The sequence below is a fragment of the Faunimonas pinastri genome, assembly GCF_900110915.1.
Lineage (GTDB): Bacteria > Pseudomonadota > Alphaproteobacteria > Rhizobiales > Afifellaceae > Faunimonas > Faunimonas pinastri.
The window spans coordinates 142,394-164,718 of the sequence record NZ_FOFG01000009.1 but is presented as its reverse complement, the minus strand read 5'-3'; the positions used below and the strand labels follow the sequence as shown (position 1 = coordinate 164,718).

The 22,325-nt window shown below is 64.8% G+C and carries 23 protein-coding genes and 2 pseudogenes; 16 read left to right on the top strand and 9 right to left on the bottom strand.

The genetic code is table 11. The annotated features are described in order from the left end of the window. Window positions 1-107: 107 nt before the first annotated feature. The 5 genes and pseudogenes from BMY25_RS13195 to BMY25_RS13175 form a co-directional block, all read right to left on the bottom strand. A complete protein-coding gene (locus BMY25_RS13195; protein ID WP_092497251.1) occupies window positions 108-803 on the bottom strand; it encodes a class I SAM-dependent methyltransferase in 696 nt (231 codons plus the stop codon). Further along, a complete protein-coding gene (locus BMY25_RS13190) occupies window positions 800-1,408 on the bottom strand; it encodes a YbhB/YbcL family Raf kinase inhibitor-like protein (RefSeq protein ID WP_238858330.1) in 609 nt (202 codons plus the stop codon). The genes BMY25_RS13195 and BMY25_RS13190 overlap by 4 nt, the downstream gene beginning before the upstream one ends. A 190-nt stretch (window positions 1,409-1,598) precedes the next feature. Continuing rightward, window positions 1,599-2,459, bottom strand: coding sequence for a helix-turn-helix transcriptional regulator (locus tag BMY25_RS13185; protein WP_092497249.1), 861 nt, complete (start codon window positions 2,457-2,459; stop codon window positions 1,599-1,601). Window positions 2,460-2,711: 252 nt separating this feature from the next. Then, a pseudogene (locus BMY25_RS21465) lies at window positions 2,712-2,894 on the bottom strand (integrase core domain-containing protein); the annotation flags it as partial. Window positions 2,895-2,927: 33 nt separating this feature from the next. Continuing rightward, window positions 2,928-3,425, bottom strand: a complete 498-nt coding sequence (locus tag BMY25_RS13175) for a DoxX family membrane protein (RefSeq protein WP_092497247.1) — start codon at window positions 3,423-3,425, stop codon at window positions 2,928-2,930. A gap of 341 nt (window positions 3,426-3,766) precedes the next feature. Between BMY25_RS13175 and rquA the strand changes: the two genes are divergently transcribed. From rquA to BMY25_RS13130, 9 genes are all read left to right on the top strand, one after another. Beyond that, window positions 3,767-4,480 (top strand): rhodoquinone biosynthesis methyltransferase RquA, encoded by a 714-nt coding sequence (gene rquA, locus BMY25_RS13170; protein ID WP_092497245.1) that lies wholly within the window; start codon window positions 3,767-3,769, stop codon window positions 4,478-4,480. 167 nt (window positions 4,481-4,647) lie between these two features. After that, the gene (locus BMY25_RS13165) at window positions 4,648-5,097 is read left to right on the top strand and encodes a type II toxin-antitoxin system RatA family toxin (RefSeq protein ID WP_092497243.1); all 450 of its coding nucleotides are present in this window, start codon (window positions 4,648-4,650) and stop codon (window positions 5,095-5,097) included. Window positions 5,098-5,487: 390 nt separating this feature from the next. After that, complete coding sequence (locus tag BMY25_RS21170) at window positions 5,488-5,688, top strand: GNAT family N-acetyltransferase (protein WP_238858325.1); 201 nt, start codon at window positions 5,488-5,490, stop codon at window positions 5,686-5,688. 215 nt (window positions 5,689-5,903) lie between these two features. After that, complete coding sequence (locus BMY25_RS13155) at window positions 5,904-6,860, top strand: LysR family transcriptional regulator (protein ID WP_238858324.1); 957 nt, start codon at window positions 5,904-5,906, stop codon at window positions 6,858-6,860. Window positions 6,861-7,001: 141 nt separating this feature from the next. Beyond that, a complete protein-coding gene (locus BMY25_RS13150) occupies window positions 7,002-8,426 on the top strand; it encodes a gamma-aminobutyraldehyde dehydrogenase (protein WP_092497241.1) in 1,425 nt (474 codons plus the stop codon). A gap of 17 nt (window positions 8,427-8,443) precedes the next feature. Next, window positions 8,444-9,484: an ABC transporter ATP-binding protein gene (locus BMY25_RS13145; RefSeq protein WP_092497326.1), complete on the top strand. Its 1,041-nt coding sequence runs from the start codon at window positions 8,444-8,446 to the stop codon at window positions 9,482-9,484. A gap of 40 nt (window positions 9,485-9,524) precedes the next feature. Next, window positions 9,525-10,691: an ABC transporter substrate-binding protein gene (locus BMY25_RS13140; protein ID WP_092497239.1), complete on the top strand. Its 1,167-nt coding sequence runs from the start codon at window positions 9,525-9,527 to the stop codon at window positions 10,689-10,691. Window positions 10,692-10,731: 40 nt separating this feature from the next. Then, window positions 10,732-11,640: an ABC transporter permease gene (locus BMY25_RS13135; protein ID WP_092497237.1), complete on the top strand. Its 909-nt coding sequence runs from the start codon at window positions 10,732-10,734 to the stop codon at window positions 11,638-11,640. 6 nt (window positions 11,641-11,646) lie between these two features. Beyond that, window positions 11,647-12,441 (top strand): ABC transporter permease, encoded by a 795-nt coding sequence (locus tag BMY25_RS13130; RefSeq protein ID WP_092497235.1) that lies wholly within the window; start codon window positions 11,647-11,649, stop codon window positions 12,439-12,441. A gap of 250 nt (window positions 12,442-12,691) precedes the next feature. Here BMY25_RS13130 and BMY25_RS13125 read toward each other — a convergent pair whose 3' ends face one another. Next, window positions 12,692-13,447: an SDR family NAD(P)-dependent oxidoreductase gene (locus tag BMY25_RS13125; protein WP_092497233.1), complete on the bottom strand. Its 756-nt coding sequence runs from the start codon at window positions 13,445-13,447 to the stop codon at window positions 12,692-12,694. 77 nt (window positions 13,448-13,524) lie between these two features. Here BMY25_RS13125 and BMY25_RS13120 point away from each other — a divergent pair, with 77 nt between their 5' ends. From BMY25_RS13120 to BMY25_RS13110, 3 genes are read left to right on the top strand one after another with little or no spacing between them, the layout of a single operon-like run. After that, a complete protein-coding gene (locus BMY25_RS13120; RefSeq protein WP_092497324.1) occupies window positions 13,525-14,301 on the top strand; it encodes an IclR family transcriptional regulator in 777 nt (258 codons plus the stop codon). Between the two features lie 12 nt (window positions 14,302-14,313). Next, entirely contained in the window at window positions 14,314-15,081 is a 768-nt protein-coding gene (locus tag BMY25_RS13115; protein WP_092497231.1) for an SDR family NAD(P)-dependent oxidoreductase, read from the top strand. 14 nt (window positions 15,082-15,095) lie between these two features. After that, window positions 15,096-15,989 (top strand): polysaccharide deacetylase family protein, encoded by an 894-nt coding sequence (locus tag BMY25_RS13110; protein WP_238858322.1) that lies wholly within the window; start codon window positions 15,096-15,098, stop codon window positions 15,987-15,989. A gap of 45 nt (window positions 15,990-16,034) precedes the next feature. Here BMY25_RS13110 and BMY25_RS13105 read toward each other — a convergent pair whose 3' ends face one another. Next, on the bottom strand, window positions 16,035-16,877 hold the full coding sequence (locus BMY25_RS13105) for a transporter substrate-binding domain-containing protein (protein WP_238858321.1): 843 nt from the start codon (window positions 16,875-16,877) through the stop codon (window positions 16,035-16,037). 507 nt (window positions 16,878-17,384) lie between these two features. Here BMY25_RS13105 and BMY25_RS13100 point away from each other — a divergent pair. The 4 genes and pseudogenes from BMY25_RS13100 to BMY25_RS13085 all read left to right on the top strand — a co-directional run bounded on the left by BMY25_RS13100 (window position 17,385) and on the right by BMY25_RS13085 (window position 20,602). Continuing rightward, the gene (locus BMY25_RS13100; RefSeq protein WP_092497320.1) at window positions 17,385-18,104 is read left to right on the top strand and encodes an ABC transporter permease; all 720 of its coding nucleotides are present in this window, start codon (window positions 17,385-17,387) and stop codon (window positions 18,102-18,104) included. Continuing rightward, window positions 18,104-18,822, top strand: a pseudogene (locus tag BMY25_RS13095) (ABC transporter permease). The gene BMY25_RS13100 and the pseudogene BMY25_RS13095 overlap by 1 nt, the downstream one beginning before the upstream one ends. A 98-nt stretch (window positions 18,823-18,920) precedes the next feature. Further along, entirely contained in the window at window positions 18,921-19,394 is a 474-nt protein-coding gene (locus tag BMY25_RS13090; protein ID WP_092497227.1) for a MarR family winged helix-turn-helix transcriptional regulator, read from the top strand. After that, on the top strand, window positions 19,391-20,602 hold the full coding sequence (locus BMY25_RS13085) for a multidrug effflux MFS transporter (RefSeq protein ID WP_092497225.1): 1,212 nt from the start codon (window positions 19,391-19,393) through the stop codon (window positions 20,600-20,602). Before BMY25_RS13090 ends, BMY25_RS13085 begins: the two co-directional genes overlap by 4 nt. A gap of 48 nt (window positions 20,603-20,650) precedes the next feature. Here the strand turns inward: BMY25_RS13085 and BMY25_RS13080 are convergent, their stop codons facing one another. Continuing rightward, entirely contained in the window at window positions 20,651-21,715 is a 1,065-nt protein-coding gene (locus BMY25_RS13080; protein ID WP_238858320.1) for an NAD(P)-dependent alcohol dehydrogenase, read from the bottom strand. Between the two features lie 42 nt (window positions 21,716-21,757). Then, window positions 21,758-22,231 carry a MarR family winged helix-turn-helix transcriptional regulator gene (locus tag BMY25_RS13075; protein ID WP_092497223.1) on the bottom strand — a complete coding sequence of 158 codons (474 nt, stop codon included), beginning with the start codon at window positions 22,229-22,231 and terminating at the stop codon, window positions 21,758-21,760. Window positions 22,232-22,325 lie beyond the last annotated feature (94 nt).

Below are 22,325 nucleotides of genomic sequence, written 5' to 3'. Positions count from 1 at the left end.
AGTTCGGTGTTGATTGCCATTTCGGAACAAGCGGATATCACTCCGTTGCACCGAAGACCTTCCCTGCCAGCAACCGCCGCCCGCGTCTCAGAGACAGCTACTTCCGTTCAGGCAGGGCACTTGCCATTCAGCACCGCGAACCGCCACGCTTTGAAACTGCAATCCGCTTCCACCAAACCGGCCTCCCGCATCCAACCCAACTGATCCTCTACACTTGCGCATCGATCGTGCATCATGCGCTCAAGAGCCTTGCCGATCTGGTCCTCTGGAACGCCGGCAGCTCGAACGTCCCGAAGCCAGCGACGAGCATAGTCGGCCTCAATCCTGGGGGTCGGACCGAGAACCTGCTCCGCGTTGACGAACAGTCCGCCGGGCGCGAGAGACCTGCGGATCCGCAAGAACAGGTCTCGTTTGGCGGCGTTATCGAGATGATGGATCGCCAAGGCTGACACGACGAGGTCGAAAGGGCCGCCGAGGTCACCGGCTGCCATGTCGCCGACAGAAAATTCGATCCCCTCGTATCGATGCAGGCGCTTGCGCGCCTCATCCAGCATGGAGGGTGACGCATCGAGGAGGTGCAGGTGGGCGGCCGGTGAGCCGTCCAGGATCATGCCAGAGAAAAGGCCGGTGCCAGCACCCAGATCCAGGACCCGAATGGAGCCGCCAGGGTGCCAGTCTGCGATCAGGTCGAGCGCAGTCCCGTAAAAACTGTCGAAGCAGGGGATCAGCGCGCGACGCAAGGCGTCATATTCGGAGGCGTCACGATCGAACACGCGTGACGACGGAACATTGACACTGTTCATTTCACCGCTCCCGGTTTCAACGAATAGGTACCGACCGCTCGGCCCTCGGCGAGGACATGTCCATCGCTGGCCCTTTCAAGGTCTGCACCCGTGAAGGAGCCTGACAAGCCGAGCGTCGCGATGTCCAGCGCCATCACTCGAACGATGTAACGGTGTGGCCGCACATCGTTTGCTGGCGGACACGGACCGTCGTAACCGCCATAGGTGCCAGCCATGCCTTTCACATCTGCCAGGAAGCTTGTGAAGACGTTCGTACCGCGCAGGCCATAGGGCGTTGTCCCGATAGGCTTGCCACCCGGGACCAGACCTGGACTTTCCACTCCGGCGGGGATTGCCGTTATCGCTGGCGGGATGTCGGCCAGCACCCAGTGGAAGACGCGCATGCGGGGCGCGTTCCGCGCGATGATCGTTCCTGGCTTATTGATCAGGCCCAAATCGGCCGGGACATCGGGATCCATCATCAGCAAGGCGTAGGAGCGCGTTTTCGGCGGACCCTTCGACCAAGCGACGCCGGGGCTGACATCTTTGGCGTTGCTGCTGCTGGGCGGACAAAACACAGCGCTGTCAGCGAAGCGGCCACGATCGTCGATGGCGTCGACCTTCACCGACAAGGAAGCGTCCCGAGCATGCGTAACTCCGCTTGAGACGGCCCACAAAGTCAGCGCGCACATGGCGTATGGTTTTCGTTTTAACATCATCATGGATCCCGTCATCAATGGACCGCATGAGTTTAAGAGTGCGCGCGAACCAAGCGGGCCGACGACGCTCAGAAATGCGCCCTTGGCGATCAATCCGTCAGCGCTCGCCTCGCATTTGCCGGGCCGTAGCGGGCGACATTCCGAAGGCTTGTCGAAATTGGCGAGCAAAGTGGGAACGGGAAGCATAGCCCGTCGCGGCAATCGCCTCCGCCACATCTGCATTCCGATCACATAGGAGAACTTTCGCCGCCTGCATTCGCGCGGCAAGCAAGATGTCTCGTAGGGACTGGCCTTCTGCTCTTAACCGACGCCGAAGAGTCGCTTCGGACATTCCGAATGACGCGGCAACCGAGGCTCCCGACCAGTCGCGGTCAAGCTGATGACGAACAAGAAGTCGCACAGCGTCAGACACTGAGCCGTCGACATATTTAGGAGCAAGTTGGAGGACACCTTGCTCCGCCAAGATGAGAATGACTTCAAGCAATCGGTGTGCGACTACGCGGCGTGAGGCGCTGCTCAGAGCCTCACCCGCGTGCAGGATCGCGGCACAGAGAGGGGCGTCCAAAGCAACCCTGTCCGCCGGGCTCGAGCGCCCCGCAAACTCTGGCCAGAGCCGGGCGGCCTCGATCATAAGCTCGCGCGACAAGCAAAGGAAAAGGGCTCGGTAAATGCCGCTTCCCTGGTCGGGCTCATTGATTACCTCTATCCGAGATCCGGCGGACAGCAGGAAGGCTTCTCCAGCGCCATAATTCCGGATGTCGGCGCCGCGCTGCACTTGCTTACGGCCCTCGACGATCACGACCAAGCCCGCGGAAGGCGTAGAAAAAGAGGCGATGCATTCGCGCTGTCGTGACACAAACGCGGAGATGAAAGGCGGTTCGCTTCCAAAGGCGTGTTCGCGTGTGTCGCTCTCGGCAAGGGGGCGCAACTGCATGGCAAGCGCCTGCTTTTTCTGCATTGGTAAAAGCTCCCCGCGACACGCCTTCACAGAAACGGACAGCCGGCGAATGGCAAGCCCCGTTTGGAACGTCTGCGCTACAATGGAGGTGCGGAAGTAACGTGTCCCGTTTCTTATCCGATCATCAAGCGAGTCCCGGGTTGATCCGAGCCTTCGTCGTCGTGCGTGGAAAGAGGCCAACGCTCGGAGCGGCCAGGATGTGCAGCGTGCCGGCCGGTTCTCCGGGCAGAGCTCCATGGCAGTCCGGCGGTATCACATCCGGTCGATCTTCGAGTGTGACCGCGCCTCGTTGCAGTCCCGCCGCCAGCCTTCGAGCACAACCCGGGCATGGTACAGTGAGTGGAAGAGAACCTCATTCAGCAGTTCGTCATGCGACCGCTCAATGAAGCTCTTGTTGAAGTACTCCTGCTGGAACTTGCCCGGCGTTATGCAATGCCAGCCTAGGCCGACGTCGCGGCCCTGCCGGGATCAGGCGGTCAGCCAACGCAGCAGCGGGCTGTTCCTGACGAACGTCAACCGGGAAGCCCAGGCGTCGAGACCCACGATGTGACCGGCACGTCGAATGATGAGAAGACCGAGTGCCAGCGCATAGACGAGGTGGTAGTCGACGAGGAAGTTGTTCACGTTCTCGATGTACGGAAAGTCCATATGGGCGGTCCAGTACAGGACCATGATCATGATGGCGAACGGCGCGCTGGCCCTGACCAGAAGGCCGGAGATCAGCGACAGCCCGATCAGCAGGTGCCCATATTCCACGAGGAACGCCAGGACCGGCGTGAATGACGAGTGAGCCATCGGAGCATAGATGGCGTTGAAGGTCTTGGTGCTGGAAAGAAAGCCGCTGACATAGGCGTTGTTGCCGAAGTGGTGGATCGCGGCCCAAAGAAACGTCCATCCGATCCCGATGCGCAGGAGAAAGAGGATGCCTCGTTCGGTCCGATGTCCCGCATGCGTCTCTGGAGTCATTGCGCCCTCGTCAACAGGTCACCTGAAGTCCGCCGACCCTTTGACGGGAGTGGACGGACCAGGAACTACCAACTTCAATCCTTGCACGGATAAGGAAGTTGCGTTCCTTGTGCATTGATCCTGATCAATGCCCGTTTGGTCAGGTGCATTGCGGTTTCGGCTTTGCTGCAAGGTTGCGCCTGAACAAGTTCGCCGACGAACTTGATCGTGATCAAGGCGGGGATGTGCCGGCTATGACACGCTGAGCCCTTCTTGAACGCAGTCAGCGCGGTCGTTGCAGATGCCAGATTTCGCAGGAGCAAGTGCTACGTGGGGCAATTCCCGCCCTTCGGATTGCCGGCATGACTGATCTGGCAACGGCGCTTTCCGTTTCCGATGCTTCGTCCAGAACGGTTCCTGAATATCTGAAAAACACCTATCGGTGGGCGTACCTCGATGCGAGGACAGCGCCGATCCTCGACAGGCACCTCGTCGTTCAGGCCATTCTCTGGGGGAATGCCGACCGGCTGATGGATCGGGCGATCGCCGAGTTTTCGCCCGGTGACCATGTCCTGCAGCCTGCGGCCGTGTACGGCAACTTCTCTCAAAGGCTCGCGGCGCATCTCGGCCCCGAAGGCCGCCTTCAGGTTTCCGATATCGCGCCGCTGCAGGTTGCGCTCACCCGGCGAAAACTCGCCGCGTATCCCAACGCGAAGGTCGTCCGCGCCAACGCCGCGTCCCCTGCGAGCGGCACCTATGACGGGGTCTGCTGCTTCTTCCTCCTGCATGAAGTGCCGGGTCCGTTCAAACGGCAGATCGTCAACAGCGTGCTGGCATCTCTTCAGCCGGGCGGAAAAGCCGTGTTCGTGGATTATCATCGCCCCGGGCGGTTTCACCCCCTTCGGCCCATCATGAAAGCCGTGTTTCACTTGCTGGAGCCATTCGCCGAAGAGCTCTGCGCCTCCGAGATCCGAAAGTACGCGGATGGGGCTGAAGGCTTTGCCTGGAGCAAGGAAACGGCCTTCGGTGGCCTCTACCAGATCGTCATCGCCCGAAAGCCGGCCGAGCCGCGGTAAGTCTGTGGATCGTTTGCCGCGCGTCTGCCGCACCCGGTCGGGGCGTGAGACGGGTCGACCATTCCAGCGCAGCCGTCGTCCTCTGCCACGCTTCGGGAAACTCGGAAACTTCGGTCGCCGCAAGCGCGCATTCGGTGACGTCGTCGATACGGGAGAGCTCTGAAGGAATGCCGCAGTTCGAGAGCCACCGACGTGTGCATCACAGTGCCGAGGATATGTTCGCCCTTGTGGCCGACATGGAGAAATACCCGGAGTTTCTGCCCCTCTGCGATGCGCTCGCCACGCATACGCGCACGGAGCGGGACGGCAAGACGCTGCTGGTCTCGGTCATGACCGTGGGCTACAAGGCGATCCGCCAGACGTTCACCACGCAAGTCGTGCTCGATCCGGCCAAACAGGTGATCGACGTCCGGTATATCGATGGGCCGTTCAAGTTCCTCAACAGTCGCTGGCGTTTCGAACCGGCCGAGGGAGACGTGAGTTGCAGGGTCCATTTCCTCATCGACTACGAGTTCAAGAGCCTTCTGCTCGGGGCGTTGATGGGGTCCATGTTCGATCGCGCCTTCCAGAAGTTCGCGGAAGCGTTCGAGGCCCGTGCTGACCAGATCTACAGTTGACCGACAGAAGCCAAGGAACGTCGGGACAGAACGGGTTAGCCGGACCGTTTCCGTTTCTCGATCCGGTGGCGACGCTCCGCTCGGTCGCCTGGATTGCTCCCGACCGATGCTGGCCGGCGATAAAGATGCAGATACGGCGGGACGATGCGAAAGCGTCTTACGTGGCGGACCTCATGGCCCATCACCTTCGAGAGCTGCAGGGTGCGATGGCGGGCCACGCTTTCACGCTCGACGCTTCCGCCCTTTCGGCGGCGAGCGTGACCTTCTGGACCGCGTGGGATGGCGACACGCTGCTCGGGTTCGGCGCTCTCATGCAATTGGACAGTGCGCATGGCGAGGTGAAGTCCATGCGGGTGGCCTCGGCCGCACGCAACACGGGTCGGCCGCGCCATGCTTGCCCATATCATCGCGCAAGCCCGCCAGCGCGGCTACACCCGGTTGAGCCTTGAAACCGGAACCGCGCCGCTGCACGCCCCGGCCATCTCGCTCTATCGCAGCGCCGGGTTCGTATCGTGCGGCGCATTCGCGGACTATCAGCCCAGCCCGCACAATCAGTTCTTCCGGCTCGCCCTGCCGGGTGCGGTGGCCTGACTTCCGGAAAGGGACCCCTCACCGGGAGGGGCGCGCCTCTCAAATGTCCGAAGGGGCGGTGCCCCAGTTCAACGGCAAGCAATGGAGAGTTGAACCCGAACGATACAAAATCGAGCCGATCCGCCGGATGGCGGAACCGGACAGATGACCTGTCGGGTTTGGCCGCACTGCTTTAGGGTGTCCGGGCGATCTGCCTGCAGCGCCGGGGACATACAGTGGACAAGGTCATCCGATCACAAGCCTGGGGCGGTCCGCAAACGCTAACCTTCCGCCAGTTCCGCTACTTCATCGCCGTGGCGGAAGCGGAATCGGTGTCCCGGGCGGCGCAGGAAATCGGCATCTCCCAATCGGCGATCACCGCCGCCGTGCAGGCGCTGGAGCTGGAAATCGGCGCCACGCTCTTCGTGCGCCATCAGAAGGGTGTGCGCCTGACCCATGAGGGCCACCAGCTTCTTCGCCATGCGCGCAGCATCATGGCGGCGGTGGCCGATGCGCGGCGCGCCGTCAGCGTTCGGCCGGAAGAGGTTTCGGGCGAGCTCAATCTCGGTGTCACCCGCATGGTGTCTGGCTATTATCTCGCCGACCTTCTCGCCCGTTTCAGCCGCGTCTTCCGGCAGGTGCGCGTGCGCGTCGTGGAGGAGGAGCGGAGCTATCTCGAGCACCTCCTGGTGAATGGCGAGCTCGACGTCGGCCTGCTGCTCGTCTCCAACCTCGGCGACCGTCAGGCGCTGGAGACGGAACTTCTCGTGCGCTCGCCCTGGCGCGTGTGGTTGCCGGCCAGGCACCGGTTGCTGGATTCCTCCGTCCTGACGCTTGCGGAAGTGGCGGCCGAAGGCGTCATCATGCTCACCATGGACGAACTGGCGGAAACCACCTCGCGCTACTGGGCGGAAGCGGGCCTGAGGCCCCGCATCGTGCTGAAGACCTCGTCGGTGGAAGCCGTCCGCAGCCTGGTCGGCACGGGTGTCGGCATCGCGACGCTGCCGGACATGGCCTATCGTCCGTGGTCGCTGGAAGGCGACCGGCTCGAAGCCCGGCACCTCAGCGACCCCGTGCCGAGCGTCGATGTCGGCCTTGTCTGGCGTCGCGGCGCGCCGCTGAGCACGACGGCGTGGCATTTCATCGAGATGTGTCGCGAATACAGTCCCCGCCAGTCGACGCAGCGACTTTGATCATCTGTTTTTCAGAACGCCGCCAACGCAATTTCTGAATTTTCTTTCTTGTGCGCCGCACATACCATCCAATGACAAAGGGAACGGCCACGTTCCCGAGGGGAACAGGCACGGCAACGCCGGCCATGCGCGGAGGGGATCATGCGCACCGAAATGCTGCTGGGAGGCCGCTTCGTCGCCGGCGAGGGTGGCGAGGAACCGATCTACAATCCCGCGCGGGGCGAGGTCATCCAGTCGCTTGCCGATGCCAGCGAGGCGCAGGTGGACGAGGCGGTTCGTGCCGCCGAAGGTGCCTTCGCGCGCTGGGCGGCGACCACGCCGGCGGAGCGCTCGACGCTGCTCCTGAAGATCGCCGACGGCATCGAGGCCGATGCTGAAGAATTCGCGCGGCTGGAAAGCCTGAATTGCGGCAAGCCGCTGGCGCGCGTCATCGCCGATGAAATTCCGGCCATCGTCGACTGCTTCCGCTTCTTCGCGGGCGCTGCCCGCTGCATGACGGGCGTCGCCGCCGGGGAATATCTTGCGGGCCATACCAGCATGATCCGCCGCGATCCCGTGGGCGTGGTCGGCTCCATCGCGCCGTGGAACTACCCGCTGATGATGCTCGCCTGGAAGGTCGCCCCGGCGATCGCGGCCGGCAACACCATCGTACTGAAGCCGTCGGAGCAGACGCCGCTGACCGCGCTGAGATTCGCCGAACTCGCCGCCGGCATCCTGCCGGAGGGCGTCTTCAACCTTGTGCTCGGGCGTGGCGAGACGGTGGGCGCGGCGCTGATCTCGCATCCGCTGGTGCGCATGGTGTCGTTGACGGGCGATATTTCCACCGGGCGCAAAGTGATGGAAGCGGCGGCCCGAACCATCAAGCGGACGCACCTGGAACTTGGCGGGAAGGCTCCCGTCATCGTCTTCGACGACGCCGATCTGGACGAGGTTGTCACCGGCCTCAGGACCTTCGGCTACTACAATGCCGGGCAGGACTGCACGGCGGCCTGCCGCGTCTATGCCGGCCCGAAGATCTACGACAAGCTGGTCGCGGATCTCGCGTCCGCCGCCTCCAGCATCAAGTTCGGCGCGCCGGAGGGCGAGGACGTCGAGGTCGGGCCGCTGATCAGCGAGCGGCAACGGGGCAGGGTCGCGAGCTTCGTGGAACGCGCGCGGGCGCTGGACCACATCGAGGTCGTGACCGGCGGCAGGCCGGGGGAGGGCTCCGGCTTCTTCTACGAGCCGACAGTCATCGCCGGGGCACGGCAGGGCGACGAGATCGTGCAGCGCGAAGTGTTCGGTCCCGTCGTTTCCGTGACGCGCTTCTCCGACGCTGACGAGGCGGTGAACTGGGCGAACGATTCCGAATACGGGCTCGCCTCATCCGTCTGGACCAGGGACATCGGCAAGGCGATGCGGACGGCGGCGCGCCTGCAATATGGCTGCACCTGGATCAACACGCATTTCATGCTGGTCAACGAGATGCCGCATGGCGGCATGAAGTCGTCGGGCTACGGCAAGGACATGTCCATGTTCTCGCTGGACGACTACACCGTCGCCCGGCATGTCATGGTGAAGCTCTGAGCGTGGTCATGAACGCGATGTCGCCTCCCGCCCCCACCCTCGCCACGAAGACCGCTTCCGGCGGCGAGATCCTGCTCAGGCTTTCCGGCGTGCGCAAGGCCTACCGCGGCGCGGTCGCGGTGGAGAGCGTGGACCTGGAGATCAGGCGCGGCGAGTTCTTCACCATGCTCGGTCCCTCCGGCTCGGGCAAGACGACGACGCTCCGCCTCATCGCCGGCTTCGAGCAGCCGGACGCCGGCACGATCGAACTCGACGGCGTCGACATGGCGCGGACCGCGCCCTTCGACCGCAATGTCAACACCGTGTTCCAGGACTACGCGCTCTTCCCGCACATGAGCGTGGCGGAGAATGTCGCCTATGGCCTCAAGGCCAAGCGGGTGGCGGCGGCGGAGTGCCGCGACCGCGTCGCCGAGGCGCTTCGCATGGTTCAGCTCGCAGACTTTGCCGGCCGGCTGCCGGCGCAGCTGTCCGGCGGCCAGCGGCAGCGTGTCGGTCTCGCCCGCGCCATCGTCAACCGGCCGGGCCTGCTGCTTCTGGACGAGCCGCTCGGCGCGCTGGACCTGAAGCTCCGGCAGGACATGCAGCTGGAGCTGAAGCACATCCAGGAGCAGGTTGGCATCACCTTCCTCTATGTCACGCACGACCAGGAGGAAGCGCTGTCCATGTCCGACCGGATAGCGATCTTCAACCGGGGCGAGATCGAGCAGATCGGCACGCCGGAGGAGGTCTACGAGCGGCCGACGACGCCGTTCGTGGCGAATTTCGTCGGCTCGTCCAGCATCGTGAAACGAAGGGGCCGGCGTTTCATGCTCCGGCCGGAGAAGGTTCAGGTGCTCCCGGTCGGCGAAAGAGCGGCCTTCGGTTTTCACGGCGAGGAGGGGCGGCTGGAAGACCGCGTCTATCTCGGCATGTTCACGAAATATGTGGTTCGCCTCGGCGACGGCACGAAGATCGTCGCCGTGCAGCCGAATGCGGAAGGCGCGACGGGACAGCTCGAAAAACAACGGGGAGAGCCTGTCCTGGTGGTGTGGAATCCGGAAACGGCGTGGCCTGTCTAGAGGGGCGGACGCGCCGGGGATCGATGAGGAGGGGAAGAGGATGAGAACGCGATTTGCCGCTCTGGCCACGTCTGCGAGCTTGCTTGCATCGCTGGTGGCTCCGATAGCCGTCCCAAGTGCCGCCTTCGCCGCTCCGGCCAAGGCGAACTATCCCAAGCAGATCGGCAAGGGCGAGGGCGCGCTGAACATCGTCGCCTGGGAGGGTTACGCGCAGGACGACTGGGTGAAGCCCTTCGAGCAGGAGACGGGCTGTCAGGTGAACCGCAAATATGCGGGCTCCTCCGACGAGATGGTCGCCCTGATGCGGCAGGGCGGCGGCGGGGAGTACGACCTCGTTTCCGCCTCCGGCGACGCCTCGCTGCGGTTGATCTATGGCGGCGACGTGCAGCCCATCAAGGTCGACCTGATCCCCGATTTCAAGGACTTCGTGGAAGACCTGAAGGCGCCGCCGCACAACACCGTCAAGGGCGTTCATTACGGGCTCTCCTACGAGTGGGGCCCCAACGTGCTGATGTGGAACACCGACAAGATCAAGGACGCGCCCAAGAGCTGGGCCGAGATCTACGACCCGAAATATCAGGGCCAGGTCAGCGTGCCCGACAATCCGATCCAGATCGCCGACGCCGCGCTTTACCTCTCCAAGACCAAGCCGGAACTCGGCATCAAGGACCCCTACGATCTGACGCCCAAGCAGCTCGACGCGGCCGGCGATCTCCTGAAAACCCAGCAGAAGCTGGTGAAGAAGTACTGGGCGCTCGCCTCCGACGAGATCGAGCTCTTCAAGAACGGAGACGCCACGATCGGCGCCGCCTGGCCCTACATGACGAACTCGCTGAAGGATGCGGGAACGCCGGTGGCCGACGTGGTGCCGCAGGAGGGCGCCACGGGTTGGGCGGACAGCTGGATGCTTTCCGCCAAGGCCAAGCATCCGAACTGCGCCTACAAGTTCATGGCCTACGTCTCCACGCCCAAGGTGCAGGCGCAGCAGGCGATCTATTTCGGCGAGACGCCGGTGAACCTCAAGGCCTGTACGGAGATGGATGCGCAGCAGCCGGGCTCCTGCGAGAAGTACCACCTCAACGCGCCCGCCTCCTATCTCAAGAGCATCAAGTTCTGGAAGACGCCGCTGAAGCAGTGCTCGGACGGTAGCAATACCTGCACCAACTACACCGACTGGCAGCGCAAATGGCAGGAGATCAAGGGCTGATGGTCGGGCCGGCGATCCCGGTCGGCGGCCCCGCGAAGCCATGAGTTCCGCTCACGAAACCCTGCGGCGCGGCGGAGTTCCGCGCCGTTTCTCCGGTCTCCTCTGGAGGAACCCGCGGCTCGGCCTCGGCTCGCTGCTGGCGCCGCCGCTCGCCTGGTTCATCCTGATCTACCTGGCGGCGCTGGTCGTGCTCTTCGTCGCCGCGTTCTGGTCCGTCGATCCCTTCACCGGCGAGCTGGACCGGACGTGGACGCTGGACAATTTCCGGGCGATCCTCACCAGCGACACCTACCGCGCCATCGCCCTCCGGACCGTGGCCATGGCCGCCGCGGTCACCGTCACGGATGCGGTGCTCGCCTTTCCCTTCGCCTATTACATGGCGCGCGTCGCCGGGCCGAAGCTGCGCGTGGCGCTGTTCGCGCTGGTGCTGTTGCCGCTCTGGTCGAGCTATCTCGCCCGCGTCTATGCGTGGCGGCTGATCCTGTCGCATGATGGCGTCCTGAACTGGGCGCTGAAGCTCGTCGGCCTGCCGCAGGTGGATATCGGCTATTCCCGCTGGGCAATGTGGATCGTCTTCACCTATATCTGGCTGCCCTTCATGATCATGCCGCTCTACGCGGCGCTGGAGCGCATTCCGGGCAACTTCTTCGAAGCGTCGGGGGATCTCGGCGCGCGCGGCTGGCGGACGACGGCGAAGATCGTCTTTCCCCTGGCGCTGCCCGGCCTGATCGCCGGCTCCATCTTCACCTTCTCGCTGACGCTCGGCGACTACATCACGCCCGTGCTGGTCGGCGGCCCCGGCTCCGACTTCATCGGCAACGTCGTCTACGCCAATGTCGGCATCGCCAACAACGTGCCTTTCGCCGCCGCCTACGCGACGCTGCCGCTCCTCGTCATGGCGATCTACTTGCTCGTCGCGCGCCGGCTCGGCGCCTTCGACATGATGTGAGGACCGATGGAATCGCGCGCCACCCGCATCGTCCTCGGCATCTGGGTCGCCCTGGTGCTGGTCTTCCTGTTCGGCCCGATCGCCATCATCGCGGTCTATGCCTTCAATGCCTCCAACGTGCAGACGTGGCCGATCCCGGGCTTCAGCCTTCGGTGGTTCGCCTCCGCCTGGGCGAACCGCGAGATCCGTTCCTCGCTGCTCCTGTCGCTTGAAGCGGGCGTGATCGCCACGGCGATCGCCGTACTGCTCGGCACGGCGGCAGCCTTCGCCGTCCATCGCTTCCGCTTCGTGGGACGGGAGGCGGTCTCCTTCATCGTGGTGCTGCCGATCGCCTTGCCCGGCATCATCACCGGCATGGCGCTGAACTCCTTCTTCGTCTTCTGGGGGCTCGGCCTCTCGTTCTGGACCATCGTCATCGGCCACGCGACCTTCTGCATCGTGGTCGTCTACAACAACGTCATCGCGCGTCTGAGGCGCATGCCGCACTCGCTGTCGGAAGCCTCGATGGATCTCGGCGCGGATAGCTGGCGCACCTTCCGCCTCGTCACGATGCCGATGATCTCGACCTCGCTGATCGGCGGAGCGATCCTCGCCTTCGCGCTGTCCTTCGACGAGGTGATCGTCACGACCTTCACCGCCGGCGCGCAGAACACGCTGCCGCTCTGGATCTTCGGGGCGATCCGCCTCGGACAGCGCCTGCCGGAGGTGAACGTCGTCGTGCTGGTGGTGACCGCGATCACCTTCATTCCCGTGATCGTAGCCTATCGCTACATGGATCAGTCGACCGACCGGAGCCGATGAGCGGGAAACCTTCGAGCCGCTCGTGCATCCTCATGACGTCGTCGATATGACGAGATCCCGGCCGGGGCGGCATGTTTCTGCGTGACCCCCGGAATTCCGAGCCGCTCGCCCGTCGGGGCAGGCCAAGCGGCGTCTGCTTCAGGACGGGAAACGCGGGGTGCCGGCTTGGCGGCGGCCTGCTGAGCCCCGGACCGGCGGCGGGCGACGCCGGTTCCGTGCGAAGCTCATTCCAGGCCAGCCTCGTCTCGCGTCAGACGTTGAACTGGAAACCGTCTACCGTGAAGTCCTGCCCGGTGATGAAGCAGGGTTCCGATGTCGCCAGGAACGTCACCAGCCTCGCCACATCGTCGGCACAGCCGAGGCGGTTGAGCGCGATGCCCTTGATCACTTCCGGCTCTCGGTCCGTGACGTTGGTGTCGACCTCGGTCTTGATGACGCCGGGGCAGATCGCGTTCACGTTGATCGTCGGGCCGAGTTCCTTCGCGAGGGCCCGCGTCATGCCCAGGATGCCGGCCTTGGCGCTGGCATAGGCGAACCTGCTGACGGCCGCAGTGACACCGCCGGAATGTGCGTTCAGCGACGACATCGAGACGATGCGCCCGCCGCCCTGCCTGATCATGGCGGCGGCCGTCGGCTGAATGAAGTTGAAGCAGCTCTTCAGATTGACGGCTATGGCGTGATCGAACTGCTGCTCGGTAATCTCAAGAATTCCGACCGGCGCGGACTGCCCGGCATTGTTGAGGAGAAAATCGATCCGTCCCCAGCTGGTCAGAGTCTCCTGAACGATCGCGTTGGCGCGGGTGAAGTCGGAGACATCCGCCACATGCGTGGCCACCTCCCGGCCCAGCCCGCGAATATCCGAGGCGGTCGCTTCCAGCTCGGCGGGCAGTAGATCCACCAGGACCAGATCGAACCCCGCGCGGGCGAGATCGAGGGCGCAGGCCCGTCCGATACCGCGCGCGCCACCCGTCACGAGGGCCACTTTACGGGACTGGGGACTGGACATGCGAACGCTCCTTGCGACTTGACAGGGCCAGCCTAAAAGCAGGAGCGTGTTCTGCAACAGGAATGATGTTCACAACCATGAACGAACCGCAGACCGCCGAAGTGAAGTCAGCCGTTCGGACGCTGGAGTTGCTGGAACTGCTGGCACGCTCCGGCGAGCCGCTGCCGCTTCGCGCCATCGTGGCTGAGCTCAACTATCCCAAGAGCAGCACCTTCAATCTTCTCGCGACCTTGGTTTCCCGCGGCTACGTGGTGCGGAGAGAACCTGAATCCTATCGGCTGCACGAGGCCTTTCGGAACGGGCCGGGGTGGAGCAGCGGGCATGATGCGCAGCTTGTCGCGCTGGCGCAGCCCCTCATGGACGGCCTTCGCGACACCTATGACGAGACCGTGTTTCTGGGAGTACGACGGCGAGACGGTCGCGTGAAGCCGCTGGCCAAGAGCGTCAGCCGACAGTCGGTGCGCTTCGATGCCGATCTCTGCGGCACGGATCCCGCTTACTGCACGGCGATGGGCCGGATCCTGCTCGCGCACTGGTCGCCGCAGAAGGTGGACGATTACCTCGGCCGCGAGCGCCTGGTCCGCATCACGGACCGGACCATGATCGACCGCGTGCTGATCCGGCAACGGATCGAGGCGGCGTTTCGGGAGGGCTATGCCGTCTGCGATGGCGAGGCTGTCGTCGGCGGTTCCGGCGTCGCGGCTCCCGTGCGCGACGCTTCCGGCGAAGTGATCGCCGCGCTCAACATCGCAACCGTCTCGTCCCGCTTCGATGCCTGTCGGGACGCGATGATCTCCGGCGTCATCGATGCCGCCATGGAACTTAGCAGACGCCTTGGTTCGAAGGTGCGCTAGAGGGAGACTGAATTGAATATCGAGTTTGAAGGCAAGCGGGTGCTGGTCACCGGTGCCGCGCGCGGGATCGGCCGCGCCATCGTCGAAGCGTTCGCCGCCGGAGGCGCCGAGGTGACGGCCACAGACGTGCTGTCGACGGAGCTGGAGCGCCTGGGCCGGATCGAAGGCGCGCAGGGCGGGCGCGTGGAAACGGCTTTGCTGGACGTGACCGACGAGGCCGACATAGCGCGTTGCTTCGAGCGTTTCGGCGCGCACGGCCCCGATGTGCTGGTCCATGTCGCCGGCGGCGTTCTCGGCCAGGCGCAGCGGCCCGTCGAGGAGGTCTCGCTGGCGGACTGGCGGCGCATCTATGCCGTCAACACGGATGGCGCCTTCCTGGTTTCCCGCGCCGCGGCCGCCGGCATGAAGCGGCGGCGCTCCGGCAAGATCGTGGTGATCTCCAGCGGTGCGGGGCTGGGTGTCAGCCTCACCGGCATCCAGGCCTATGCCAGCGCGAAGGCGGCGCAGATCGGTCTGGTTCGACAGCTCGGCCACGAACTGGGACCGTACGGTATCAACGTGAACGCCGTGGCGCCCGGATTTCTGCGCACGAGCCCCGATTACGAGCGCCAGTGGGCCTCTTACGGGGAAGCGGGGCAGGCGGACATGATCGCAGGCATTCCCCTTCGCCGGCTGGGCGAGCCGGAAGACATCGCAAACGCGGTACTGTTCCTGAGTTCCCCGTTCGCCAGCTGGATCACGGGACAGGTCTTGTCCGTGAGCGGTGGGCCGAAGGCATGACGCGGGACGCGACGGTGAGTGACACGGATCTGAAGCCCTGGCAGTGGCCGGAAGAGCGCTGGCGCGGCGTGGTGGACGGTGTTCGGGCCGGGAAGACGCTGAAGCCCGCAAGCTGGAAGGACGGCGCGCGGTGCGCCGTGGCGTTCTCGTTCGACAGCGACCACGAGACGGGCGAGCTTCGTGATGGCGGCCGGTCGATCGGGGTGATGGCGCAGGGGCAGTATGGTGCGCGGCAGGGCGTGCCCCGTATCCGCGCGCTGCTCGATCGGCATGGCATCAAGGCCACGTTCTTCGTCCCGGCGGTCTCGGCCATGCTCTATCCGGACGAGCAGCGCAGCCATGTCGTGGAGGGGCACGAGGTCGCCCTGCATGGCTGGATCCATGAGCGCAACACGCTGCTGGAAGCCGCCGACGAGCGGGATCTGCAGTTCCGCGCGGCCGATGTGCTGGAAACGATCACCGGCATGCGCCCGGTCGGCATCCGCACGCCGTCCTGGGATTTCAGCCCCAATACACTCGCCATCACTCGGGAGATGGGGCTCCTCTACGATTCCTCCCTGATGGCGGATGTCGATTGCTACGAGCTTCTGATGGGGGGCGAGCCGACCGGGGTCGTCGAGCTCCCCGTGGAATGGATACGCGACGACGCGGCCTACCTTCTGATGGACAGATGGGCGGGCTTGCGGCCGCATATCGCACCTTCCGACATCCTCGATATCTTCAAGCGCGAGTTCGACGGCGCCTATCGCGAGGGGGGCATTTTCCAGGTCACGATGCACCCCGACATCATCGGTCATCGCTCGCGCATGTGGCTTCTGGAAGAGCTGGTCGACTACATCCGCGGCCATGAGGGCGTCTGGTTCGCCACGCATGCGGATGTGGTGCGCCATGCGAGGACTGCGGGGTAAACCTGCCGAAGACAAAAAGGGCGGCCCCGGGGCCGCCCTTTTCGTTCAGCCCTTGGGGCTCACGTCGGTCTTGAACCATTTCTGGGACAGCTTCTCCAGCGTCCCGTCGGCGCGGGCCTCCTCAATGGCCTTGTCGAGTATCGTCTTCAGATCCGGCTCGTTCTTGCGGATACCGAAGCAGACATCGGTCGCCATGATGCTGCCGGAGAGGAAGGGTCCGCTCGCCTTCAGCGCGCCGTTGCTCTTGGCCGCGCGATCCGTGACGAAGACGATGTTGTCGAACTGCGCGTCGATGCGGCCGGATTCCAGATCCAGCTGGCTCTGCTCGGACGACTTGTAGCTGCGGACCTGCGCATCCTTGAAGTTGTCTTCGGAGAATTGCAGCTGGCTCGTCGAGAGCGCCGCGCCGATCGTCGTCCCCTTGAGCGCCTTCTGCAACTCCTCCAGCACCTTCTTGCCTTCCGGCTGGTCGACATTCACCCGCTCGCCCGTATGCGGAAGGTTGGCCAGCGGCCCGCTCGCATCGACCAGGAAGCTGTTGGGCGTGACGGCATAGGGATCGCTGAAATCGATCACCTCCCGGCGCTTCGGGTTCGGCCCCATTGTCAGCACGGCGTCGAACTTGCCGGCCAGCAGGGACGGGATCTGGCTGTCCCAGTCCTGCGCCACGATCTTGCAGTCGAGCGTCGCGCGCCGGCAGACTTCGTGAGCGACATCGATGTCGTAGCCCTCGACCTGCCCGGTGGCCGTCATGCCGTTGAACGGCGGGAACGCGCCCTCCACGCCGATCGTCACGGCCTTCCACTCCTTGGCGACCGCGATCCCGGATGAGCAAAGGCCCAGCGCCAGAGCGGACATCAGCGTCACCGCCCACTTCCTGTTACGCACGTCGTATCTCCTCGAAAACCTCTTGATGATCATCAGGCGACGGCGAGCCCGCGACCCAGACCGACGACCATACTAGCCAGCGGCATAATGGCGAAAAGCAGAATGGTGTTCTCATATGAGAACGAGAACAGGGTGGATGACAGCTCTCCGGCAACGTAGAGGGACTGAAGGATCCTTGGCCAAAGGCTGCCGAAAGGCTGCTCGGAGGCCGGCTGGGAGTTGCTTGAGGGGCTTGCCTGGGGGGGGGGCTGCGGAGAGAACGGCAGGCTTCCGGCCGGGTGTCGTGCCTCCGTTCCGCTCCGGCGGGTTCGTCATGTCGCGCCCCGGTCGGCGGGAAGAACCACTTACGCCTGTTCGGCCCAACCCCCGCCTTCGGTTCGATCCTGGGAGGAGCAACCATGAAAAAGAAACGTCGATTTCAGGTTCGCGTGGATGCAACCGGACGTTCCGCGCTTCGCAGTTCCCGCCGCATCGCCGGCAACCGCGGCATGAGTGGAGGATGCCCTGATGGATCGTCCTGACCTTATCGACCTCATCAGCTTCGGACCGGACGGCTGGGGTTACTTCCTGCTCTCCGGCACGGCGGTCACCGTGCTGATCGCCGTCTCGGGCTACGCCATCGGGGCGGCGATCGGCGTTATCGGCGCATGGGCCAAAGTGTCCGGCGGCCGGACCGCGCGGATCGTCGCCGAGGTCTACACGACGACCTTGCGCGGCATTCCCGATCTCCTGGTGATCTATCTCATCTATTTCGGCGGCAGCGCCCTGATCTCGGCGGTCGCGCGGCTGATGGGAGCGCAGGGTTTCGTCGGCGTGCCGGGCTTCCTCGCCGGCGCGCTCGCGGTGGGCATCACGTCCGGTGCGCAGCAGACGGAAGTGCTGAGGGGCGGTTTCCTCGCTGTCTCGAAGGGTGAACTGGAAGCTGCCACGGCCTACGGCATGCCCGGCATGCTCAAGCTCAGGCGCATCATCGTGCCGCTGACCCTGCGGCATTCGCTTCCGGGTCTCGGGAATGTCTGGCAGGTGGTCCTGAAGGAATCGGCGCTGGTCTCGGTCACGGGTGCGGTGGAGCTGATGCGGCAGACCCAGATCGCCGCCGGATCGACGAGGCTGCCGTTCGATTTCTACCTCATCGCGGCGATGATCTACCTCCTGATCTCCTGCGCCTCCGGCCTGGTTTTCGGCCGGTCCGAAGCGCGGCTCTCACGCGGCACGAGGAGGGCGTGATGGATTTCGCATTCGCCTGGCAGACGTTGCTGACCCTGCTTCCAGCCGTTCCGCTCACCCTGAGCTGGCGTTCTCCGCAATCCTCTGCGGCGTGATCCTCGCGCTGGCGCTTGCCATGTGCCGTCTCTCGGGCAGCATTCTGCTCGCGTGGCCTGCGCGGGCTTATGTCTTCGTCTGGCGGGGCACGCCGCTCCTGGTCCAGCTTTTCCTGATCTATTACGGTCTCGGGCAGTTTCCGGCCGTGCGGCACAGCCTTCTCTGGCCGTTTCTGCGCGAGCCCTATTGGTGCGCCGTTCTGGCCCTTGCCCTGAATACCGCCGCCTATGGCTCGGAGATCATCCGGGGCGGGCTTCTCTCCGTCGGTTCCGGGCAGATCGAGGCGGCGCGGGCGTGCGGCATGTCCCGGCTCCTGACGTTCCGCCGCATCGTGCTGCCACTCGCGGTGCGTCAGGCGCTGCCCGCATACGGCAACGAGTTCATCTCCATGGTGAAGGCGACATCGCTGGCGTCCATCATCACGCTCATGGAGATCACCGGCGTGGCGGCCAAGCTGATTTCCGAGACCTACCGCGTCACGGAGGTCTTCGTCGTCGCCGGAGCGCTTTACCTGCTGCTGAACGTCGTCCTGACGCGCATCCTCGCCGCCATCGAACTCTGGTTGAACCCGACGATCGTTCGTCCGATCGACAGCCCCGTCACCGAAGAGGCCCTTGCATGATCGCCGCCGCCGCGTCCTCCGCCTCACCCGAGGCGGCACGGTGAGGAATGTAGGATAATTGGTTTGCCAACAGATGATTTAGCATCTAACTGGCCGCCATGCAGGATCGTTCATCCCCTTCCGCCACGCGGGACCAGTTCGCCGCGCGGGTCGCGCTGGCGGCGCGGCAATGGCGCCGCGCCGTGGACCTTCGCCTGAAGGCGTTCGGCCTGACGGAGGCGACATGGTTGCCGCTTCTCCATCTTGCCCGCACCACCGCGCCGATCCGCCAGAAGGATCTCGCCGCGTCCCTCTTCCTCGACAGCACCTCGGTGGTACGGATCCTGCACGGGCTGCAGGAGGCTGGATTGATCGATCGGCGGGAAGGCGGCGACGACCGCCGGTCCAAGACAATCCTCCTCACCGAAGCCGGCCGGGACCTCGTCGCCCGGGTGGAGGGAGTTTCCCAGGAAGTGCGGGAGGAGATCCTCGGCGCCATTCCGGAAAACGACCTCGCCGCCGCCAGCGAGGTTCTGGGGCAGGTGTGTCAGTTTCTCTCCGCGCTCAACGACAGGAGCGATGAACCCGCATGAGCCTGGATTTGACCGCCGCCGCCGATGCCTCGGCCCCACCGAGCAGAGCCGCTCCGCCGCCGCTCTGGCTGCTCGCGCTGATCACCTTCAGCGGCACGCTGGCGATGCATATCTTCGTGCCGGCCCTGCCGCAGGCCGCGGCGGATCTTGGCGCGAGCGCCGGCTCGATGCAGCTCACCGTGAGTTTCTACATCCTCGGGCTTGCCGTCGGGCAGCTGGTCTATGGGCCGATTTCCGATCATTTCGGCCGGCGCAAGGTGCTGATCTTCGGCATGATCCTCTATGCCGGCGCGGGCTTTGCGGCGCTTGTCGCCCCGACGGTGCATGCGCTGATCGCGGCACGGCTCTTCCAGGCGCTCGGTGGCTGCGCCGGGCTGGTGCTCGGACGCGCGATCGTTCGTGATAGTTCCGGCACCGCCAACGCGACGCAGCGGCTCGCGCTGATGAACCTGATGGTGACCCTCGGCCCGGGTATCGCCCCGCTGATCGGCACGGCGCTCGCCAGCACGGCTGGCTGGCGCTCCATCTTCGTGGCGCTTTGCCTGCTGGGTGTCGCGAACCTGCTCCTGACCTGGCGCATCCTGCCGGAAACCAGCACCGGCGCGGGCCACGATACCCGCACCGTCCTGCGCAACTACCGACAACTGCTGGGGTCTCGCGCCTTTCTCGGCTATTCCGTCGGCGGGGCCTGCGCCACGACTTCGATGTATGCCTTCATCGGAGCGGCGCCGTTCATCTTCATCAATCAGATGCATCGCCCGGCCCGGGAGGTCGGTTTCTACCTCGCCATCAACATCGCGGGCTTGTGGCTCGGGAGCCTGACCGCCAGCCGCCTGGCAGGCCGGATGCCGATCAACCGGCTCCTCGTGCGGGGCAACGTTCTGAGTTGCCTGGGTGCGGCTGCGTTCCTGCTCTGCGTCGTCACGGGGCACCTCAACGTTCCGCTGACCGTGGCGACCATGGCGATCTTCACCTTCGGAGCCGGCATCGCCTCTCCAGCGGCCCTTGCCGAAGCCATGAGCGTGAACCCCTTCGTCGCAGGCTCGGCTTCCGGGCTCTATGGGTTCACCCAGATGGCGATCGGTGCCATCTGCACGTCGCTGGCGGGGCTTGGAAGCAGCCCCGCCCTTGCCGCGGCCCTGGTGCTCACGATCGCCGGATTGCTGGCTCAGGCATCGTTCTGGATCGCCGCGCGGCGGGCTGGATAACCCTCGCGTTCGGGGCGGCGTCGAGCCGCCCCCGTGCAGGAAGGCCGCCTATGCGCCGGGAACGAGGACGGCCCGTCCCTGGATTTCCCCCGCCTGCAGCTTGTCGAGCGCCGACAGGGCATCGGTCAGGGAGAACCGGTTGACGATCGGCCGGATGGCCCCGGCGCGCGCGAGCGCCAGCACCTCGGACAGGTCGTTGTAGGTTCCGCTGTACGGGCACATGATCGTCACGCCGCGCGGCAGTGGATTGCCTGCGGAGCGCGCCATGAAGGTATACGTCCCGCCGGAAAGCCCCACGACACGGATGGCGCCGCCACGTCCGATCATCTCCACGGCCATCTGCATGGTGGCATCGATGCCGACGAAATCGAGGACGACGTCCGCGCCGTAGCCGCCGGTCATGTCCAGGACGGACTGCACGGCCGTCTCATCCGAACTGAGGACCGCATCGGCCCATTCCCGGCTCGCGTCCATCGCGCCCTGGGAGCGATCCATGGCGACGATCCTGCTCGCCGTGAGGGCGCGCAGGATCTGCAGCGCCATGTTGCCGAGGCCGCCCAGTCCGATCACCACCACGGTCGATCCAGGCGTCAGCAGTTCACGGCACGACATGATGGCATGGTAGGGCGTCAGCCCGGCGTCGGTGAGGGGAGCGGCGAGGGCCGGATCCAGATCGCCGATCGGGAACAGCGTCCGTGCGGGCGCCACCACATAGGCGGCCATGCCTCCGTTCGTCGTCACGCCGGGGGTCATCGGGGGCTGCAGACGTCCGCCGGTCGCCCGGCACTCGTTTTCGCGCCCGGCCATGCAGGTGCGGCACTTGCCGCAGGACCAGCAGGGATGGACCACGACACGCTCGCCCGTCGTCCATTCCAGCACGCCGGCGCCGAGTTCCACGATCTCTCCCGCGATCTCGTGGCCGAGGATCGTTCCATCCGGGGTCCGGCTATCCGTGGCGTGGCGGATATGGACGTCGGTCTGGCAAACGCCCGCGGCCAGAACCTTCAGCAGCACCTCGCCCGGCTGGGGAACGGGGCGCGCAACGGAGGAAAGCTGTAGATCGCCCGGCCCCCGCAACAGCGCGGCACACATATGTCCATTCGCTTCCGACATCGTTTGTTCCTCTGGATCTGGTTTGTCCGACAGCCATGGGCCTCACGATTTGCCCCGGGCGGATTTCGGCTTTTGAAGATGTTCGATGATCCGCGTCTCGAAGAGGCGCAGGAGGCGGGTGGCCGCCTGGACCTCGGCCGAAGGCACGTCGTGGAGAAGGTCGGCGCGCAATTCCGCCAGCCTGGATTCCAGCCTGATGGCGATGGCTTCGCCTGCGGCCAGCAGATGGATCGCCTTGACGCGACGATCGCCGGCCACGGCCCGCCTTTCGATCAGTCCCGCGGCCTCCGCCTGGTCCAGCGTTCGCAGCATGGCTGCGGGGTTCACCCCCGCCTCTTCCGCCAGAGCGCTCTGCTGCAGGCCGCTTCCCATGCGGGAGAGGTGCAGGATGGCGGTGGCGACGGAGAAAGAGACACCATTCTCGGCGGCCACCACTGCGGCCGCCTGAAGCCACGCCCGCCTGACCGGCTGGATCGCATTGGTGAAGGCGTAAAGATGCGCTTGCGACGGCGCCAATGGGCTGCCCCTTCCACTTTATATGATGCTACCACGCGAAATAGTACGAGAGCAACTGTTGCTTAGGCTATGAAATATCGGGTATTGAATGGGT

Bases quoted from the DNA above. Each gene is read 5' to 3' on its own strand.
- BMY25_RS13195 (WP_092497251.1), bottom strand. From the start codon at position 803: ATGAACAGTGTCAATGTTCCGTCGTCACGCGTGTTCGATCGTGACGCC.
- BMY25_RS13185 (WP_092497249.1), bottom strand. From the start codon at position 2,459: ATGCAGAAAAAGCAGGCGCTTGCCATGCAGTTGCGCCCCCTTGCCGAG.
- BMY25_RS13175 (WP_092497247.1), bottom strand. From the start codon at position 3,425: ATGACTCCAGAGACGCATGCGGGACATCGGACCGAACGAGGCATCCTC.
- rquA (WP_092497245.1), top strand. From the start codon at position 3,767: ATGACTGATCTGGCAACGGCGCTTTCCGTTTCCGATGCTTCGTCCAGA.
- BMY25_RS13165 (WP_092497243.1), top strand. From the start codon at position 4,648: ATGCCGCAGTTCGAGAGCCACCGACGTGTGCATCACAGTGCCGAGGAT.
- BMY25_RS21170 (WP_238858325.1), top strand. From the start codon at position 5,488: ATGCTTGCCCATATCATCGCGCAAGCCCGCCAGCGCGGCTACACCCGG.
- BMY25_RS13150 (WP_092497241.1), top strand. From the start codon at position 7,002: ATGCGCACCGAAATGCTGCTGGGAGGCCGCTTCGTCGCCGGCGAGGGT.
- BMY25_RS13145 (WP_092497326.1), top strand. From the start codon at position 8,444: ATGTCGCCTCCCGCCCCCACCCTCGCCACGAAGACCGCTTCCGGCGGC.
- BMY25_RS13140 (WP_092497239.1), top strand. From the start codon at position 9,525: ATGAGAACGCGATTTGCCGCTCTGGCCACGTCTGCGAGCTTGCTTGCA.
- BMY25_RS13135 (WP_092497237.1), top strand. From the start codon at position 10,732: ATGAGTTCCGCTCACGAAACCCTGCGGCGCGGCGGAGTTCCGCGCCGT.
- BMY25_RS13130 (WP_092497235.1), top strand. From the start codon at position 11,647: ATGGAATCGCGCGCCACCCGCATCGTCCTCGGCATCTGGGTCGCCCTG.
- BMY25_RS13125 (WP_092497233.1), bottom strand. From the start codon at position 13,447: ATGTCCAGTCCCCAGTCCCGTAAAGTGGCCCTCGTGACGGGTGGCGCG.
- BMY25_RS13120 (WP_092497324.1), top strand. From the start codon at position 13,525: ATGAACGAACCGCAGACCGCCGAAGTGAAGTCAGCCGTTCGGACGCTG.
- BMY25_RS13100 (WP_092497320.1), top strand. From the start codon at position 17,385: ATGGATCGTCCTGACCTTATCGACCTCATCAGCTTCGGACCGGACGGC.
- BMY25_RS13090 (WP_092497227.1), top strand. From the start codon at position 18,921: ATGCAGGATCGTTCATCCCCTTCCGCCACGCGGGACCAGTTCGCCGCG.
- BMY25_RS13085 (WP_092497225.1), top strand. From the start codon at position 19,391: ATGAGCCTGGATTTGACCGCCGCCGCCGATGCCTCGGCCCCACCGAGC.
- BMY25_RS13080 (WP_238858320.1), bottom strand. From the start codon at position 21,715: ATGTCGGAAGCGAATGGACATATGTGTGCCGCGCTGTTGCGGGGGCCG.